17 protein-coding genes are annotated in these 18,502 nt (G+C 54.3%); 6 read left to right on the forward strand and 11 right to left on the reverse strand.

What is annotated here, in order from left to right; translation table 11 throughout:
- Nucleotides 1–44: 44 nt before the first annotated feature.
- The gene (locus BV494_RS00970; RefSeq protein WP_104921153.1) at nucleotides 45–1,748 is read right to left on the reverse strand and encodes a sensor histidine kinase; all 1,704 of its coding nucleotides are present in this window, start codon (nucleotides 1,746–1,748) and stop codon (nucleotides 45–47) included.
- A gap of 148 nt (nucleotides 1,749–1,896) precedes the next feature.
- Here BV494_RS00970 and BV494_RS00975 point away from each other — a divergent pair, with 148 nt between their 5' ends.
- Nucleotides 1,897–2,433 carry a GNAT family N-acetyltransferase gene (locus BV494_RS00975; protein WP_104921154.1) on the forward strand — a complete coding sequence of 179 codons (537 nt, stop codon included), beginning with the start codon at nucleotides 1,897–1,899 and terminating at the stop codon, nucleotides 2,431–2,433.
- Nucleotides 2,434–2,567: 134 nt separating this feature from the next.
- On the forward strand, nucleotides 2,568–3,812 hold the full coding sequence (gene alaC, locus BV494_RS00980; RefSeq protein ID WP_104921155.1) for an alanine transaminase: 1,245 nt from the start codon (nucleotides 2,568–2,570) through the stop codon (nucleotides 3,810–3,812).
- A gap of 107 nt (nucleotides 3,813–3,919) precedes the next feature.
- Here the strand turns inward: alaC and BV494_RS00985 are convergent, their stop codons facing one another.
- The 3 genes from BV494_RS00985 to BV494_RS00995 form a co-directional block, all read right to left on the reverse strand.
- On the reverse strand, nucleotides 3,920–4,777 hold the full coding sequence (locus tag BV494_RS00985; RefSeq protein ID WP_226790003.1) for a helix-turn-helix transcriptional regulator: 858 nt from the start codon (nucleotides 4,775–4,777) through the stop codon (nucleotides 3,920–3,922).
- Nucleotides 4,778–4,783: 6 nt separating this feature from the next.
- Nucleotides 4,784–5,410, reverse strand: coding sequence for a YbhB/YbcL family Raf kinase inhibitor-like protein (locus tag BV494_RS00990; RefSeq protein ID WP_104921156.1), 627 nt, complete (start codon nucleotides 5,408–5,410; stop codon nucleotides 4,784–4,786).
- 144 nt (nucleotides 5,411–5,554) lie between these two features.
- Nucleotides 5,555–7,330 (reverse strand): DUF4153 domain-containing protein, encoded by a 1,776-nt coding sequence (locus BV494_RS00995; protein WP_226790004.1) that lies wholly within the window; start codon nucleotides 7,328–7,330, stop codon nucleotides 5,555–5,557.
- A gap of 217 nt (nucleotides 7,331–7,547) precedes the next feature.
- On the opposite strand from BV494_RS00995, the gene BV494_RS01000 reads away from it, so the two are divergent.
- Nucleotides 7,548–8,000 carry a nuclear transport factor 2 family protein gene (locus tag BV494_RS01000; RefSeq protein ID WP_104924661.1) on the forward strand — a complete coding sequence of 151 codons (453 nt, stop codon included), beginning with the start codon at nucleotides 7,548–7,550 and terminating at the stop codon, nucleotides 7,998–8,000.
- Between the two features lie 53 nt (nucleotides 8,001–8,053).
- Here BV494_RS01000 and csgG read toward each other — a convergent pair whose 3' ends face one another.
- From csgG to csgD, 4 genes are read right to left on the reverse strand one after another with little or no spacing between them, the layout of a single operon-like run.
- Entirely contained in the window at nucleotides 8,054–8,887 is an 834-nt protein-coding gene (gene csgG, locus BV494_RS01005; RefSeq protein WP_104921158.1) for a curli production assembly/transport protein CsgG, read from the reverse strand.
- A 32-nt stretch (nucleotides 8,888–8,919) separates the two neighbouring features.
- Nucleotides 8,920–9,312 carry a curli production assembly/transport protein CsgF gene (gene csgF / locus BV494_RS01010; protein WP_104924663.1) on the reverse strand — a complete coding sequence of 131 codons (393 nt, stop codon included), beginning with the start codon at nucleotides 9,310–9,312 and terminating at the stop codon, nucleotides 8,920–8,922.
- Between the two features lie 60 nt (nucleotides 9,313–9,372).
- Nucleotides 9,373–9,756, reverse strand: a complete 384-nt coding sequence (gene csgE, locus BV494_RS01015; protein WP_104921159.1) for a curli production assembly/transport protein CsgE — start codon at nucleotides 9,754–9,756, stop codon at nucleotides 9,373–9,375.
- 16 nt (nucleotides 9,757–9,772) lie between these two features.
- Nucleotides 9,773–10,423, reverse strand: a complete 651-nt coding sequence (gene csgD / locus BV494_RS01020; RefSeq protein WP_104924662.1) for a biofilm master transcriptional regulator CsgD — start codon at nucleotides 10,421–10,423, stop codon at nucleotides 9,773–9,775.
- 879 nt (nucleotides 10,424–11,302) lie between these two features.
- Between csgD and BV494_RS01025 the strand changes: the two genes are divergently transcribed.
- From BV494_RS01025 to csgC, 3 genes are all read left to right on the forward strand, one after another.
- Complete coding sequence (locus tag BV494_RS01025) at nucleotides 11,303–11,791, forward strand: curlin (RefSeq protein ID WP_104921160.1); 489 nt, start codon at nucleotides 11,303–11,305, stop codon at nucleotides 11,789–11,791.
- A 54-nt stretch (nucleotides 11,792–11,845) separates the two neighbouring features.
- A complete protein-coding gene (csgA, locus tag BV494_RS01030) occupies nucleotides 11,846–12,319 on the forward strand; it encodes a curli major subunit CsgA (RefSeq protein ID WP_104921161.1) in 474 nt (157 codons plus the stop codon).
- Between the two features lie 88 nt (nucleotides 12,320–12,407).
- On the forward strand, nucleotides 12,408–12,737 hold the full coding sequence (gene csgC / locus BV494_RS01035) for a curli assembly chaperone CsgC (RefSeq protein ID WP_104921162.1): 330 nt from the start codon (nucleotides 12,408–12,410) through the stop codon (nucleotides 12,735–12,737).
- Between the two features lie 35 nt (nucleotides 12,738–12,772).
- Here the strand turns inward: csgC and BV494_RS01040 are convergent, their stop codons facing one another.
- From BV494_RS01040 to fdhF, 3 genes are all read right to left on the reverse strand, one after another.
- On the reverse strand, nucleotides 12,773–13,798 hold the full coding sequence (locus BV494_RS01040; RefSeq protein ID WP_104921163.1) for a HoxN/HupN/NixA family nickel/cobalt transporter: 1,026 nt from the start codon (nucleotides 13,796–13,798) through the stop codon (nucleotides 12,773–12,775).
- A gap of 8 nt (nucleotides 13,799–13,806) precedes the next feature.
- Nucleotides 13,807–16,140, reverse strand: coding sequence for a carbamoyltransferase HypF (hypF, locus tag BV494_RS01045; protein WP_104921164.1), 2,334 nt, complete (start codon nucleotides 16,138–16,140; stop codon nucleotides 13,807–13,809).
- A 177-nt stretch (nucleotides 16,141–16,317) separates the two neighbouring features.
- The gene (gene fdhF, locus BV494_RS01050) at nucleotides 16,318–18,489 is read right to left on the reverse strand and encodes a formate dehydrogenase subunit alpha (RefSeq protein WP_104921165.1); all 2,172 of its coding nucleotides are present in this window, start codon (nucleotides 18,487–18,489) and stop codon (nucleotides 16,318–16,320) included.
- Nucleotides 18,490–18,502: the final 13 nt, after the last annotated feature.

Raw genomic sequence — 18,502 nt, forward strand, 5'->3', positions numbered from 1 at the left:
AAAAATAATAATGAGCGAACAGTGACTGCAGGGTTCTTCGGGCTTCAGGCTATTTTGCTCTCAGGGGCATTTGCCACAGCGGAAGAGGCCTTGGTGATTAAAAATGAAATATCCGTCCCCGGTTCAAGACGCCGGATATTCAGCCCCTGACCGTACAACAGCGAAACGCGGTGATGCACATTCAGCAGGCCGATTTTATTGCCCGGCATCTCATTGCGCTCAACGCGGTCAATGGTTTCCTGATTGATGCCGTGACCGGTGTCTTTCACCGAAACCTTCACGCCGTCGGGCTGATGTTTCACTGAAATCACCACCACGCCTTTTCCGCTGCACTTCTGGATCCCGTGGACGATAGCATTCTCCACCAGCGGCTGGATCAGCAGGCTGGGGATTTTCACCGAAATATCGTCATCAATGTCATAAATCACCGTCAGCTTGCTGCCAAACCGCGCCTGCTCGATGGCGATGTAATCCTGCACCTGATGGAGTTCCTTGCGCAGATCAATCAGCTCATCGTTCAGTTCCAGGTTATAACGTAAGTAACGGGAAAGATTGATGATCAGCTGCCGCGCAACGTCAGGACGGGCGCGGATTGAAGACGAAATGGCATTCAGTGCGTTAAACAGAAAATGCGGATTGATCTTGCTTTGCAGCGCGCGCATTTCAGCTTTATTCGCCATCTCGCGCAGTTGCTCGGTGCGCGATACTTCCATCTGTGTTGACATAATTTGCGACAGCCCGATCGCCATGACTTTCAGCGAATAGGTAATGCGGTGCGGGTCGCAATAATAGATTTTCAGGGAACCGGTCACTTCACCTTTTTCCCACAGCGGGATAATAATCAGCGAATGAATTTGTGGCGTGCGGTGCATCTCGTCATTATTTTTGACGGTAATCTCGCCGCTTTCCAGCGTGGCTTTGGTCATCTCGCTGAGCGCTTCGTGGCCGATATTGTAGACTTCCGCACCCACGCCTACGTAGGCCAGAATGTTTTTGGTATCGGTAATGGCGACGGCATCGGCGTCGATATCATCACGGATAATCCGGCAAATACTGTCTAACGATTCGGCGTTGATATTCCTAAAATAGGGCAGCGTTTTATTGGCGATATCCAGCGCCAGCCGCGCCTGCCGGGCGGCAATCACTTCTTTTTCATCCTCGACGCTTTGTACCAGAATCACGATGAGGCCAATCGAACTGGCACCGAGGATCAGCGGCGCGGCGATGTTCATGACGATATCCAGCCCGAGCGAGAACGGGCGGGCCATCAGTAAAATCAGGATCATGGTCAGCGTTTCGCACAGCATCCCGCCGATAATACCGACTTTCCAGTGCAGCGCTTTTTTGACTTTTTTATTGATATAGCCCGACAGAAAACCGGCGGTAATACTGGTGATCAGACACGGAATGGACGTCGGCCCGTGAATGTCGATGAGAAAACGGTGAGTACCCGACACCACGCCGGTGATAATACCGACCCACGGCCCGAACAGAATGCCGCCGGACATAATGGCGATGGTCCGCACGTTTATCAGCGAGCCTTCCACGTTGATCCCCGAAAGTGTGCCGAAAATCGCAAACAGCGAGAAAATCGCGGTGACTGCTGCCAGTTCCAGCGCCGTGTGGTTATCATTTTCTTTATGCAGCAGTTTACGGAACAGCGGGGTACGCGTGAGGAAAAACAGACAGATGAGCATCAGCGCCGCACGGTCAAAGACCGCCAGCAGCATATCAAACATGTGGGGCATGGTGATTTCTCTGCACAGTAATACATAGCTGTGCCAAATGGATTCAGCCGTTATTATAAATAAAAGGTCAGAGTTTCACCACCAAAGGACGGGGAGCGGTTGGGTTCAGGTTAGAAACTCATTTTTATAAAATGGAGAACAGCCAGAAATGATTTCGTTAACAACGTCGCGGCTTACGATGCAGCCAGTCCAGACTGACGACTGGGCGTTCTTTTTGCGGTTATATCAGACGCCGGAGGTCATGCGCTTTATCGGCGATATCGAAACGCCCGCGCAAATCCACAGCCGCTTTGAGCAGCGCCTTGGCAACTGGGATCGCTACTGCGATTTCTGGCTCTGCCTGCTGATCCGTGAAAAAGAGAGCGGTGCGGCGGTTGGCCTGACCGGTTTTTTCCCCGACTGGCGTCCGTATCAGCAGGGTGAGGTGGGCTTTATCCTGGCACCGGAACATCAGCGCAAAGGCTATGCGGTTGAGTCGTTACGCGAAGTGTTAAATTTTGCCTTCGACCAGTGCGGGTTTCACCGTTTGCAGGCCAACGTGCTGGAAGGCAACGAGGCGTCTCGCCGCGTGCTGGAAAAATGCGGTTTTCAGTATGAAGGGCGGCTGCGCGACAGCTACCGCATTGGCGATGAATGGAAAAACGACTGGCTGCTGGGGCTGCTTGCCAGCGATACGCGCCCGTAGTGATTAACACGTAGTTAAAAAAATGTTGCTCAATCCCTCGACAGATTTTTTCCTCTGCGATATGTTCGTTGAAGGCCGCAACGCGGCCAGCGTCGCTCGGACGGTCCGGGCGCTTACGTATCCCAGAGGAAATTATGGCTGATTCCAGTTCACCCCGTCGTTTTTCGCGTATTGATCGTCTTCCCCCTTATGTTTTCAACATTACTGCTGAGCTGAAAATGGCCGCACGCCACCGTGGCGAGGACATTATTGATTTCAGTATGGGGAATCCTGACGGCCCGACACCGCCACACATCGTGGAAAAACTGGTGCAGGTGGCGCAGCGTGAAGACACGCACGGTTATTCGACCTCCCGCGGCATTCCGCGTCTGCGCCGGGCGATTTCGCGCTGGTACGCCGACCGCTATCAGGTTGAAATCGATCCGGAAAGCGAAGCGATCGTCACCATCGGCTCGAAAGAAGGGCTGGCGCATCTGATGCTGGCAACGCTCGATCACGGTGATACCGTTCTGGTGCCAAACCCAAGTTATCCGATCCACATCTACGGCGCAGTGATTGCCGGTGCGCAGGTGCGCTCCGTCCCGCTGGCGGAAGGTGTGGATTTCTTTGCCGAGCTGGAAAAAGCCATTCGCGAAACCATTCCTCGCCCGAAAATGATGATCCTCGGTTTCCCGTCGAACCCGACGGCGCAATGCGTGGAACTGGATTTCTTCGAGCGCGTCGTGGCTCTGGCAAAACAATACAACGTACTGGTGATCCACGATCTGGCGTATGCCGACATCGTGTATGACGGCTGGAAAGCGCCGTCGATCATGCAGGTGCCGGGCGCGAAAGACATCGCGGTGGAATTCTTCACCCTGTCCAAAAGCTACAACATGGCGGGCTGGCGTATCGGCTTTATGGTCGGTAATCCTGAACTGGTCAATGCGCTGGCGCGTATCAAGAGTTATCACGATTACGGCACATTCACCCCGTTACAGGTCGCGGCGATTGCGGCGCTGGAAGGCGATCAGCAATGCGTGAAAGACATTGCCGAGCAATATCGTCAGCGCCGGAATGTGCTGGTGCGCGGGTTGCACGAAGCGGGATGGATGGTGGAAAACCCGAAAGCGTCGATGTACGTCTGGGCCAAAATCCCGCCTGTTTACGCGCATTTAGGTTCACTGGAATTTGCCAAACGCCTGCTGGCGGATGCCAAAGTCTGCGTGTCGCCGGGGATTGGTTTCGGGGATTACGGCGACACCCATGTGCGTTTCGCATTGATCGAAAATCAGGATCGTATCCGTCAGGCCATACGCGGTATTAAAGCGATGTTCCGCGCAGACGGCCTGCTGGCACCGAAAAAAACCGGTAACGAACCGACCGCTGAATCCGAATAATTTTCAAAAGTCCTGAAAACCAGAAGCACAAAAGCCAGTCATCTGAGGTGACTGGCTTTTTTATTAACAATTTTTTATTAACGGCTCTTTGCTTAACGACTCTTTGTCTAACGGATGTCAGCAGGTGAACAGCCAAAACGCTGGCGGAAACGCAGGGAAAACCGCGAACTGGCGCGATAGCCGCAGGCATCGGCGATTTGCGACAGGCTCCAGCGCGTGGTTTGCAGCAGCGTCATCGCGTGGTGCATACGAATATCCTGCAACAAGGTGCGAAAGCTGATCTGCTCCTCCACCAGCCGCCGTCGCAGCGTGGCTTCACTCATGGCCAGTTGCTGGCTGGCGTGGGCGGCGGTCCAGGCAAATTCCGGTGCGGAAGCCAGCAGCGTGGTCAGCCGGGTGCCCAGCGGTTCACCGGCGCGGGGCATGAATAAAATGCCGCGCTCCGCCAGCGCGATCAGCACACCGGTCAGACGGTTTTGCTGCACTGCCGTGCTGGCCGAATTTTTAAGACCGTGCAGACAATAATCCAGCGTTTCCTGTAATTCATCGTCCAGCAGCAGGATCTGAATGCCGTTAAGCGGCGACAGTGGCGTCAGCAGCGAGGCGTTATCGCGGTAAAATCCGGCGATCAGCGCCGGTGAAAACCCCAGAAACAGCGACGAGAAAATGCCGGTTTCTGCATTGAGCGTTTTGCTGACATGTGCCTGTGTGTGCTGTGAGATCACCATCAGATGCGGCGAATTCCCCAGCGTCACCGGGGTTTCGTGCTCCTGACTCAGCGTCAGTTGCCCGGAATTCACCCGCAGCAGCGACGGCTCAAAAAAACGAAAATTAGCCGCCTGATGAGGCTGTTGCAGATAAGGCTGTGCCAGCGAATAAAGCCGGTCGTGGATGACCGGCAGCTGGTCAGGCAGAAGATTTTCCGCATTGCCGCGCGCTTCAGGGTGCAGGGTTTCTCCTGCCACCGGGTATTACTTCACGTCCGGGTTTAAGGTGTAAGTCCCGGTCAGGCTGGCCTGCGCCAGAACGTGTCCGTCGATGGCGGCCAGCACATCCGGGCCATAGAATTTACCCTGCAATTCCAGCTCAGGAATATCCAGCGCGTACAGCGTAAAAACATAGTCATGCGCAATTTCGTCATTCCACGGCGGGCAGGCACCGTCATAACCGTAATAGTCGCCGCCCATGTTTTCGTCATCGCCAAACCAGGCGGTGTAACCGTTGATGCCGTGACGCATTCCGGCTTCAGCAGGCAACGCCGGTTTGCCTTTTGGCGTCACGCTGTCGCTGTGGCTGCCTTCGGCAATTTCACGGGTGTCCGCAGGAATGTTGATCAGCAACCAGTGGAACAGATCGATGCGTGGCAGTGAGGCGGAAACCACTTTGCCTTCCTGATTCACGTCGTCCGGACGGCTCGGTACATGCGGATCCACGCAGATTAACGCAAAGGAACGGGTGTTTTCCGGCACGTCGCTCCAGGCTAAATGCGGGTTACGGTTGGTGGAAAGCGTCAGATGGTTGACGGCATCCTGAACCGCAAATGCCAGTTCGCCCGGCATCGGTGCGCCGTTCTCAAAATTCTGACTGATCAATTTCATGGGGGATCCTCTGCATGTGAATGTACTGGGGTATGCCGTGATTCTATCGCGATACGTCGTTTTGAAAATGACATTGCCGCTCATAATATTCACTTTACCCGTCATATTGACCGAAAAAGTCAACATGACGGGCGCAGGGGAAAATCATTCGTTATCGCGGTTGTAGTGGATCACCCGACGCTTCCCGTCGATCTGCACATCTGTCCATCTGCGCTGCACGGGTCTGACTTCACCGTTACGCAGCGCCTGAATCAGCGCGTCTCTATCCTTCTCTTCATACAGATAAAGCTCGCCGGCCAGTGTCCATTTTCCGGCCTGACGGGCGAAAATCCGGCAGTTGATGGACGGCGTATCGAACGTATTACAGAAGAAAATCTCCTTCTGCTTATCGTTGTTCAGATCCAGCGTATTGACGATGCAGGCATCCTGCAAGCTCAGACAATCGCGCAGCGTACTGCGGTAATTTTCCAGCTCCGGCAAACTCTTCCACCAGGCATCATCCGGTTGGGAAGCGCCTTTTGCCAGCAGGATCATTTTCTTCGCGTCTTCAATCCGGTAGTTTCTGGCGGCCTTTTCTGCGTCTTTAACGTTGTACGCGCCCCAGCGGGACGTCTGCGCGAGCGAATTTTTCAACGTGGCCTGCAAGCGCGGATCGCTGGTGAACGCCGGATGCTGCTGCAACTTCTCCAGCGCTTCATTGCCCCGGCGGCCGGTGTCGAAACGCAGTAAATTCAGCGAGAGATCTTTAGCCTGCGTTTTCCCGCTGTCCAGCCGCGCAATCTGGTTATTCACGCTGATGCGGTAAGGATCGAGCAACGGGCTGTTGCAGGCAATCACCAGCAAAACCACCAGCAGCGACAGCGGTTTGTTGAACTGCGTAATGCGCGGCAACCAGTCCGACCGTTTATCGATAACCGAAAAACTGTAGCAAACCGACGCAATCAGCGTGACGACAATAATCTGCATCGCCCAGATCCGCGACGGCGTCCAGCCGTACTGCGAGACACGCAGACCGGTGGCGTAAAGCGCCAGCACGCCATACACCGGCAGCAGCAGAATCGCGGCATCAACCATCAGCCGGATAACACGGGGATATGGCTTCACCGGGCTGTCCGTTTCCCGCACCACATTCACCAGCACCAGCAAACCGAGCGCCATCGTGGTGAGCAAACTGGCGGCCGACCACGCCTGAGACAGCGCACTCAGGCCGGTAAACGGCAGGGCGAACAGGAAGATCAGCGCGATAAACGCCACCAGCGGCAGCAGGCCTTTCAGGATGAAACGGATGATGTTACGCGTGGTGTTCATCAGCGAAGGCTGGGTGCGGCAGGTGACAATACTGATGCCGAGCAGCAGGCCGTAGACCAGCCAGCCCACCAGCGGCGTATCGTAAAACAGCTGGTGGAAGTATTCGATGCCGATCAGCCGGAACAGCGCCGACCACAGCGCGACTACCCCGACGGCCAGCAGCATCAGCAGCAGGGTTAACATCATGCACAGAATATTCTGGCTGTAACAGGCGGCCAGATTGATGTAGCGATAGCGCGCGTGAGGCGGGAAAGCCTGGACCTGAAGCCACGGTAAAATAAAGAACACCAGCAGCGCCAGCGAAAGCTGGAACGGAACAAGAATGCTGTCGGTCATTACGCCGAAAACATTGCTTTTTGCCCACGCCGCCAGCCCGGTCAGCAGCAGGGTGAGGACGATAATGCCTGCCCAGAACCGTCCGTCTTTCAGCCGCGTGACGGACATCGAAATCAGCACCGGTAATACCAGTGCCATAGTTTGCCCGTAAATATTATGCGTAAAGCGGATTAACGCAGGCGTTTCCGGGGCGGAAAAAAAGAAATACAGCAACAGACCCTGTAACAGGCAAATCGCCATGATGAAAGCGCGAGCGGGCGAAGGAACAGGGGGCATTGCGCTTCCTGCCCGGTTGAACTGAGGCATCCGTGACTCTCCAAAGTGTAAGGGGACGTAATCAGAAAAATTCCTGTCAGTGTAGAGGGTTCCGGCGCTCAGTGCAGGAAACTCTTCATCAGGCGGCGTCTGCAATTTTGTGAGCTTCGCCACATAACTGGCAAAATCAGCGGCAGTCACTAGGCTTAACTATTGGATGGAGAATTTCGAGGTGAAAATGGCTGAACACGAACTGAAAGAAAAACGCATTGAAATCGTTAAGAATTTCTACGCCAAACTGGATCAGGCTGATGCTTCGTTGTTAGATCTCTTTGCCGAAGACGTCGTGCTGTTCTTCCCGAAATTTGGTACCGCCCAGGGTAAGTCATCATTGGGAGAACTGGGCAAACGCTTTGCGCTGGAGATAGACAAAATTCAGCATATTCAGGATGCCTTCGCCTTTTTGAGTGACGGCGATACCGTCGTGCTGGAAGGGCAGATGCGCGGCGTCATGCAAAACGGCGACCGCTGGCCGACGTCGGAAACGGGCAGCCATCACTTCTGCACGGTATTTGTGTTCGACGGTTTGCTGATTAAGCGGCTGAGTATTTATCTGGATCCGGATTTTAATCTTGAGGACAAAAAGCGCGTCAACAATTACCGCCAGACAGTGAAAGCTGAAGCGTCATAAAAAAGAAGGGAAGTGGCTTCAACCCACCACTTCCCTTCGCCAACCGCAGAACATCAGGATTCGGCGGGGACAACGCTGTTTTTGTAGCGTTGCAGAATCGGAGAATTGATATCCGAAGGATTCTGCAACTGCCACAGATTCCGTTCGATACCGTCATTGACCAGATAAATAACCCCGGATTCAATCGCGGACATCAGACATAACATCACCGGCTCGTTGGTGGTATAGCCCAGTTCGCCTTCCAGCAGACGCTGATAGTCGATAAAGCGGAACACCCCGGCCTGCACTTCATACGACAATATCGTCTTACTCGTATTGACTGACGACAGAACTTCCCCGGTATTGACGTCGACAGCACGCAGGTTCACGGCTATCTGGTCCAACTGGTACTGCGTACTGGCACCGATACCGAAGTAACGTGCGCCAATCCCGCCTGATTTCACATTGCTTTCGTAGCCAATGATCGAACCTTCAATCAAAATATTTGCCGCCACCAGCGAGGAAAGCGGGCGCTGGTTATTGATGGCGACGCTGCCATTCTCCTGGGCTGCACGAATAATTTTGCGTTCATTGAGCAGGTTTTGCAGACCCTGACGTTCCAGAGGAATAAACCATTTCGAATCTTTCAGCGCGGAAACCAGCATCGCCGTGGCGCTCTGCGGCACCGCCGTCGAGAAGTTACTCGCCGGATACGGTTTGAACTGACCCGTTTCATCCTGAATATTATACACCGAGACGAATATCCGCCCGGCGGCTGGCGGCAGGTGTGTCAGGTCGGTATAGCTGGGCGCGCGGGGTAATAATGTCGGTCTGGCGGCTTCTTTAGGTGCTGCTGTGAGGCACCCGCTCAACACAAAAACTGCGATGAGTAATAAATAGCTGCGCATGATGTTGTTCCTGTTTTTATTGGTCATCGGAATCAGTTGGTCGTTGAGGACAAACCCTGAACCTGAATGGTGGACACTTTGCCGGTTTTGCGATCAGTGACGTTCATCACCAGTTGCCCGTCGGTATTCTGGATATCCACGATAAAGTCCTGTGTCACCAGCCGCCCCGGTTTCCCCTGATTCACGTTGCCCATCAGGCTGCCCAGCAATTGCGACTGGATAGACGCGGTAAAGTTATCCAGCGCCGAGGTACTGGACGTTCCGAAATCATACGCATCGGGATCTTTATACGAGTTTTGCGCCTGCGCCTCATTGAGCAGAAACGCACCATTATTCGGGTTACCGCCGAAATTCGGGTTGATGAACTGGAAAACCATATTGCCCCCCCAGGACAGCGGGGACGCCGTCAGCAATGCCAGCAGCATCACCGAGCGCGGGACAGAGACTGGAATATTCACGATGCTCTCCTTAAAAGAGGCTGTGCATTAAAATTCGTCATGGGCGAGATCCCCGGTGCCAAGTAATGCTTTGTCTAGTTGCCGACGTGATAAGGCTTCTTTGACCCCGGCGATGGCGGTTTCGACGTCCTTATCAAAATTGCGACGGTTCGGAAACAGCAGGGTCTGATACAAGGTGTCCTGACCTATTTTTATGCTGATCCAACTGCCCCAGCGGGCGCTGGGTCTTTCTGAGATAGTGATCGTTTCCGGGTAGTTCTGTTCCCACCGGTCAGTAAAACCACGGTAAAAATCGTGGCCCACCGACGTCACCGTGCGGTCGGTGATCAACCCCGGATCCCGTACATCAGCGGCCTGGACATGCACGCAGGTAGCACAAAGCAGCGCCAGCCAGAGCCAGAACGATTTCATACAAGGAGTCATGATGTCAGCGCTTGAGATTGTCGTTAGCCCAGGAAGCCGCCTGAGTACGGTTCTTGACGGAAATTTTCCTGAATAAATTATAAAGATGCGTTTTGACGGTGTTCTCACTGATAAACAGCAGACGTGCGATTTCCGTGTTCGACGCGCCAACACGTAATTTATTCAGGATCTCTTTTTCACGGTGAGTCAGGCCGGTGTCTTCGCTGTGAAGGTGGCGGAAAGCGCCGGACTGGTTGATCAGATAGCTGGCGAACCCCTGAGAGAAATAGCATTCCCCGCGGATCACGCTTCTGATGCCTTCCACCAGATGTTCTTCATCGGTCGAAAGATAAAAAACGGCGCTGATCCGTGGCCAGGTTTCGATTTCACGGAAATGGTAATTGTCGGGCGTATTGAGCAGTAATAACTTCACGCTGCTGTGATACCGGTTAATGGCGGACTGCCATGAATCAATGGTCCGGCGATCAGCTTCCATCATATCGAAAAGAATTAATGTCTCCTGAAGATACTGATCCTCCAGAGACTTATGAATATTATGCAACCGGGTATTCACGTAAAGTTGTTGTTTTAATTGCTGCAATAAAGCACTGGCTTGTAATGATGGTTTGGTCACTAATAAAAGAATATTATTATTGATTGCTGCTTCATTACTCATAATGAAACCCTGCCCTGATTTTTTATCGCCACAGTCGGCCATTGCCTGATATTTCAACAGGCAGAAAAAGACTGTGATTTTATTTTGCTAAATCTATAGCTGTATAATTGCTGTGTATATCTGAAAACTGCAAATATTCACGGCCTGAAGCACATAATATTTTATGTCTTTTCATGTGCGGTACAGACTCAATTTAGCTTTTGGTTTCCCTTACGCAAGGCTTATTTATGTTTCAAAATGTAACTCAAAATGTATAAAGTTTTCTTAATGTATTGCGTTAATTTTCCCGGCCGCGGCATAAAGGGAATTTAAGTAACGCCCTTACACAATCTTAACGTTCGCCCTTGTTAAGACTGCATATTTAAGGATTACTTAACACAAATAATCTTCCGGAAACGACAGATATTTGCATGATTCATCGTAAATAAAGCCAATATCAGCCTCTCATACATTTGATTTAGCTTAGGTGAAGCGCCCGTAAAGCCCTCTCAGGCGTGAAGAAAGCAGGAAGAATGAGGGTCGAAAGGGGGCGAGGTGTCAATGTTAAGCGTTGGAAATGTGCGAAAGATCTCTTTTATGGGCACATTAACCTCTGTGCCGGATTAAGAATAGTTGCATTTGTGTGATTATTTGAAGGGCTGTTTTTGAGCACTTTAGGATTAATGCCATGGGGTAGATTAGCCGCGCTGACCTTTAACTGAAATGTTCTGGTCAATCCGCATGAGAAGTACATCCTCATACTTTTTGATGAACCTGATAATTAAAATACGACGTGCGGGTGAGTTTCTTATTCGGATGAAACACCATAATCAATTCGTCAGCAGCAATAAAACTGGCGGGAAGATATTATCTGAACGTCGGATTTAAAAAGGTGACGAAATGAAGAAGACATTACTGACCCTGGCGTTACTTTCCATATCCTGGGTCGTTCACGCCCAACAATCTGACATGGGTTATTCAGATTTGAATTCTGATAATCCTGACCAGTATTTTGCTGGCGCGAGAAATTCATCAGGGAATTCATCAACGATTTACCAGAACGGTAATAATAACGCAGCCTATAGCAATCAGACGGGTTCCGGAAATTCCAGCGTTATTCGTCAAATAGGTACGGAGAATACCGCGGTGGTAAATCAGAGAGGTAATGGGAATAACGCTGATATTTCCCAAAGCGGCAGCGATAATTTTGCCTACATATCGCAGAGCGGCGGCGGGGATGCATCCATTACGCAACAGAATTTTGGCAATACGGCTTACATTCTGCAAAAAGGCCGGAGTGTGACGGAAATTCGCCAGAATGGTACGAACCAGACCAGTGGTGTCGTACAAAACTCGTCAGGAATGGCGATTAGAGTGACACAGCATTAACAAACACACGTTCTTATGACATGACATCCGATACTAAACCAATGGGGTAGCATCATGAAACTTTGGAAAATTGTGGCAGTCTCCGCTTTAGTCGTCAGTGGCAGTGCATTTGCAGGGGGGCATGGTGGCAATGACCATGGCAATCCTCCTCCGTCAAATCCACCATCAACAGTGCCGACATTCACTGCCACCCAGTGGAACTCTGAAATCCAGATTTACCAACAGGGGACGTCTAACCTGGCAAACGCCACTCAGGCTGGCGCGCAAAAATCTCTGACCAGTATTGACCAGAATGGTTACAGAAACGCCGCGAACACAACTCAGACGGGTGATGGCAGCCTGCTCAGCGTCGTGCAGAAAGGTGATTTCAACACCACGAATGCATCTCAGAGCGCTAACGGCAGTAAAATTCTGGTTTCCCAGAGTGGTACTGGCAACTACGCTCAGGCTTCACAAGGTGCTAACGGTGCTTTGACCAGCATTACTCAGTCCGGTACGGGCAACCTGGCTTACGCCAACCAGAACTGATCGTCTCCTCCCGCTTTCACGGGGGAGGTGCTATAAAAACAGGGCACGAGCCCTGTTTTTTTTCGACTGGATCCAGAGGATAAATGTGATGCACTTACTTCTGATTGCTGCTGTGATGTCCAACCAGCTCTGGTTCGACACCCATAATGACGCCCAAACCTACACCGTGACGCCGATGGTCAGCCTCACCAAAGCCTGCGCCTGTCAGGTGGCGGTGTCCGTTTCGCAGGAAAGCACTGCCGGCACCAGCACCAGCCGCCAGAGCCAGAACATGAATCTCTCCGCCAGTCAGTCTCAGCCGCTCGGGCAAATGCGTTTTGCCGTAAAACCGGGTGGCAAAACGCAAATCATGATTACGGTGACCGACGGCGATAAGCTGCGGCTGGAAAAACAGCTCACTCTGCCTGATGACGCATAGCGGTTAACGTATAAAACAGACGGCGTTTACCAGCATCAGACCGCCAGACTGTCGTAGCCTTTACGGCGATAATTGAGGGCGGAAATGCCCCAGAACACCACGAAAATTGCCACGGCGGCATACCCGACGCTGCCCATATTGTCATTCAGTTCTCCGACAACGCGCCAGAATGCGCCGTGCAAATCCAGCTTGTCTGCCATCAGCCCCAGTGCCTCCAGCCCGCCGATAAACAGGGCGATAAACACGCTGGTGGCGGTGATGGTCATGTTGTAATACAGCTTGCGCACCGGCTTATCAAACGCCCAGCCGTACGCGCCAATCATGACAAAATTGTCGAGTGAGTCGACAAGCGCCATGCCGCTGGCGAACAGCGCCGGGAAAATCAAAATACTCCAGACCGACATCCCGGAGGACGCGCCCGCTGCGGAAATGCCCAGCAGACCGATTTCTGTGGCGGTATCAAACCCCAGCCCGAACAAAAATCCCACCAGATACATCTGCCAGCTTTTATTCACCAGATTAAAGGCGAAACTGAAAATCCGGCTCATGATGCCGCCCTGAACCTGATGTAACTCTTCTTTGTCGGTGAACGTCTGCCCCTGTTTCACCTTCTGAAAACGACGGTACACATCCCGCAAAATCAACGCATTCAGCAGCGCCATCATCAGCAAAAACAGTGCAGAAACCAGCGTGCCGATGGTGCTGCCATAATCATGCAACCAGCCGATTTTATTGCCGAAAACCAGTGATGTGGCGGCAATCGCCACGCAGGCCAGCACCACAATGCTGGAATGCCCGAGAGAGAAAAATGCGCCGACCGCCACCGGCCGCTGGCCCTGCTGCATAAGTTTGCGGGTCACGTTATCGATAGCGGCAATATGATCCGCATCGACCGCGTGCCGCAGGCCATAACCGTACGCCAGCAACGCCGCCGCCATCAGCGCCGCATGATGGCGAAACACCAGAAATGCCCAGGCCCAGACCAGTAAATTGATGGCCACCAGCCCGGTTAACAGCCAGGAAGCGCGGCGGTGAGTGTGGAAAATGTCACGGCTAATCATGGGGATCCTTATTGTTTTGATAAAGAAGCTGAAGCAGAAGCTGAAAGAGAAGAAGTGCACTGAAGACGCGCACAGGCGACCACGGCCTGACCGAGCGCCAGCCCGCCGTCACCGGCCGGAATGCATTGCGGCATCAGCACCTGTAAAGGCGACAGATGATGGCGCAAACGCTGGCGCAGCAGGCGGTTATGCAAAACACCGCCACCGAGTGCGACGGTACGGGTGCCGGTGCGGGCACAATGAAAACGGGCGAGGGCTGAAAATCCCTGCGCCAGTGCGTCATGAAAGGCATAAGCCCGTGCGGCAGGCGTTGCCTGCCAGCCGAGCCACTGTTGCCAGAAAGTGGCTAAATCCAGAAAAACACCGTCGGGCGTATGACGCAGAGGCAAAGTGACCGGATGCGAAATATCGCCCGCGCGGCGAGCCAGCGTTTCCAGCCGGCAGGCGGCCTCGCCTTCCCAGCTCAGTTGCGCCGGTGCGCAGCCGAGTGCGGCGGCGACGGCATCGAACAATCGTCCGCACGAAGATGCCAGCGGCGAATTCACCCCGGCGGCGATGGCTTTCGACAGCGGCAAACACGGATGTTCATCCAGCACGCGCGCTTCGGGAAGTGACTGCCAGCCGGGGACGAAAGCCTGCCACTGCGCCAGCAAATTGCGCCACGGTTCATGCGCCGCGCGGTCGCCGCCGGGCAACGCCACGGCAGGCAAGCCGCCTGAATGTTCGCAATGCCGATAATCCACCAGCAAACATTCACCGCCCCACAGCGCGCCGGTTTTGTCTGCCTGAATGCCGTAACCCAACCCGTCCAGCGCCAGCCCGATGACTTTTCCGCCGTCCAGCGGCCAGCCGTTTTCCGCCAGACACGCGGCGAGATGCGCGTGGTGGTGAAGTACGTCAACCACCCGTACTCCGTGGCTTTCCGCCTGCACGTGGCTGACATACGCGGGGTGCGCATCGCGGGCAACCGCCACCGGCGTGCATTCATAAAGCTGCTGAAAATGTTCAATCGCCTGCTGTTGCTGGCGGGCAATATCGCCGTCAGCCAGCGAACCAAAATGCGCGCTGAGAATGGCCTGATTGCCGCGCACCAGACAGAACGTATTTTTGAGGTCGCCGCCCAGCGCCAGCACCGGCGGCTGGGTGTCGAAACCGGCAGGCAGGGGCAGCGCGTCGGGCACAAAACCCCGCGCACGGCGTAAAACTTCGGTGCCCTGCGGCGTCAGGCGAACCAGCGAATCATCAGCGCGCTGAACGATGTTGCGGTTATGCAGCAGCCAGACATCGGCAATTTTGCCGAGCTGTCGAAGTGCGTCGTCATTGTTCAGCACCGGCGCGCGCCCCGCGGCGTTCCCCGACGTCATTACCAGCGGCGTGCCGCAGGCCTGCATCAGCAAATGATGCAACGGCGTAAATGGCAGCATCAGCCCGACTTCATCCAGCTCCGGCGCAATGGCCGCGCACAAAGGCGACGTGGCGCTTTTTGCCGTCAGCACAATCGGCGCGGCAGGCGAATTCAGCAGTTCGCGCAACGGCGGGTTGTCTTCTTGGCTGCATTGCGCCAGCCAGCCGATATCCGGCAGCATTACCGCCAGCGGTTTTGACGGACGATTTTTACGTTCCCGCAGCCGCAGGACTGCGCTCTGTTGCGTGGCATCGCACGCCAGATGAAAACCGCCCAGCCCTTTGATCGCGACAATTTCACCCGCCTGCAACGCGCTCACGGCATACGCCAGTGCGGCGTTTCCGTGCGCCAGCGTTTCACCGTTTTGCCTTGAGGCGCACACTTGTGGCCCGCAGTCCGGGCAGGCGACCGGTTGCGCGTGAAAGCGCCGGTCGGCGGGGTTTTGATATTCCTGCAAACATGCCGGGCACAGCAGGAATTCCGCCATGCTGGTGGACGGGCGGTCGTAAGGCATCGCACGGATAATCGTGAATCTCGGGCCGCAATGCGTACAGTTGGTGAAGGCATAGCCGAACCGGCGGTCGCCGGGACGGGTGATGTCCTTCAGACATTCCGGGCAGGTCGCCGCGTCGGGCACCACCTGCGTGCTCATCTGCTGACGGCGGCTGTTTGTTATGGAGAAATTTTGCGGAGGATTTTGCCAGTCGAAACGGCCGACACTGACGCTGTCGATGCGCGCCAGCGGCGGACATTCGCGTTTTACCTGAGCGATAAACGTATCAATATCGGCTGGCTGAAAAAGTCTGATTTCCACGCCCGCGCTGTCATTACACACCTCTCCGCGAAGCTGCATCCGGTCCGCCAGTTGCCAGATAAAAGGCCGGAAACCGACGCCCTGAACCTTGCCGCAGATACGGATCACGTGAGAATCAAACATACAGCCTCATGGAGTTTTGGGGGATTTGGGTGTGCTCCTCCCCCTGCGAAGGGGGAGGTTGGGAGGGGGTTTAGCAGGCAACTGGGATTGTGACCGATCAGACCCACACCCCATCCCAACCTTCCCCTCGTGAGAGGGGAAGGAGCTTAAAATCCTCTGTTTTGGGAGCTAAAAAAACTACACTTCCACCACCGGGATCACATCTTCAACGGCACTGCGCAGGCGCGCTTTCATGTCGCTGTAGGTTTGCTGTGCGTAGTTTTCCGCCCAGCGCTGGTCGGCGATCTGTTCAACTTTAACGGCGCAATACTTGGTTTCCGGCGTTTTGGAAATCGGATCCAAATTTTCCTGCGTCAGTTCATTACAGGCCCCGATCCACCACTGATAAGTCATGTACACCGCGCCGGTATTGATGCGTTCATTGAAGTTAGCGCGTGAAATGACTTTGCCACGGCGCGAGGCGACCCAGACCAGTTGCTGGTCGCGGATGCCCAGCGCTTCGGCGTCCTGCGGGTGCATCTGCACGAAGCCCGGTTCGTCGGCCAGCGTTTGCAAGGCGGCGCAGTTGCCGGTCATGGAACGGCAGGAATAGTGGCCGACTTCGCGGACGGTACACAGCACCAGCGGATAACTGTCATCCGGCACTTCTGCCGGTGCGCGCCACGGTGCGGCAAACAGCTGGCCTTTACCGGTTGGCGTATCGAAGCGATTGTCCGCGTAAAGGTACTGCGTCCCCGGACTTTCCAGCGTGGTACAAGGCCACTGAATGTGCCCGAGTTCGCCCATTTTTTCGTAAGTTGCGCCGTAGAACAGCGGGCACAGGCTGCGCATTTCGTCCCAGATTTCCTGGTTATCGTTGTAATGCATCGGATAACCGAGTTCTGTCGCCAGAAGACTGATGATTTCCCAGTCGCGTTTGACGTTGTATTTCGGTTCGATGGCTTTTTCAAAACGCTGGAAGCCACGGTCGGCGCAGGAGAACACGCCGCCATGCTCACCCCATGACGTGGCGGGTAAAATGACGTCGGCCTGTTCCGCCGTTTTGGTCATGAAAATGTCCTGCACCACCACAAATTCCAGCGCCTCGAAGCCTTTACGTACCAGACTCAAATCGGCTTCGGTCTGGAGCGGATCTTCGCCCATGATGTAATAGGCTTTCACATGGCCTTCAATCGCCAGGTGCGGGATTTCGGTGATGCGGTGGCCGATTTCCGTGTCCATCTGGTTAACGTCAATGCCCCACGCGTCGGCGAATTTCGCACGCACTTTCGGGTCGGTGACCGACTGATAGCCGGGGAATTCATTCGGCAGCACGCCCATATCACAGGCACCCTGCACATTATTTTGCCCGCGAACCGGCCCGACGCCGACGTTGGCGCGGCCCAGATTACCGGTCAGCAGCGCCAGTCCGGCCAGCCCTTTCACCACATCCACAGCCTGCCCAAACTGAGTCACGCCCATGCCCCACATGATGGTGGCAGACGGGGCAGCGGCGTAGGTGCGCATCGCCTGACGGATTTGCTGCGCGGAAACGCCGGTCTGTTCGGCAACCGCTTCCGGTGAATAATCGGCGACGTTTTTGCGGTATTCCTCGAAGCCTTCGGTGTATTTCGCCACGTAGTCATGGTCATACAGATTTTCTTCGATCAGCACATGGGCGAACGCATTCACCAGCGCCATGTTGCAGCCGTTTTTGATTTGCAGATGCTGATCGGCAATGCGGGCGGTTTCGATACGGCGCGGGTCACAGACGATAATCTGTGCGCCTTTCTCTTTGGCTTTAATCACGCGGCGCGCGACGATCGGGTGGGAATCCGCGCAGTTATAGCCGATCACCAGCAGGCATTTGGAATTTTCGATATCGCCGATGGAGTTACTCATCGCGCCGTTACCGAGCGTGGCCTGCAAACCGGCAACGGACGGGCCGTGACACACGCGGGCGCAGCAGTCGACGTTGTTGGTGCCGATGACCGCACGGGCAAATTTCTGCATCACATAGTTGGTTTCGTTGCCGGTACCACGGGAAGAACCGGTGTGCATGATGGAACGCGGGCCGTGTTTTTGTTTGATTTCTTTCAGGCGCTGCGCGGTATAGCGGATTGCTTCATCCCAGGTAACGGCTTCGAATTTTCCGCCTTTCTGGCGGCGGATCAGCGGCTGCGTCAGGCGCGGGGTCAGCAGTTTGGTATCGTTCAGGAAATCCCAGCCGTAATAACCTTTCAGACAGAGTTCGCCCTGATTGGTGACGCCGTTGGCGGCTTCGGCGCGAATGATTTTTCCGTTATCCACAACCAGATTCAATTTACATCCGGCCCCGCAATACGGGCAGACAGTGGTGACTTTTTTCATGTGATTACTTCCT

Origin of the sequence: Rahnella sikkimica, assembly GCF_002951615.1 — a bacterium.
In the GTDB taxonomy this organism is placed as follows: Bacteria; Pseudomonadota; Gammaproteobacteria; order Enterobacterales; family Enterobacteriaceae; genus Rahnella; species Rahnella sikkimica.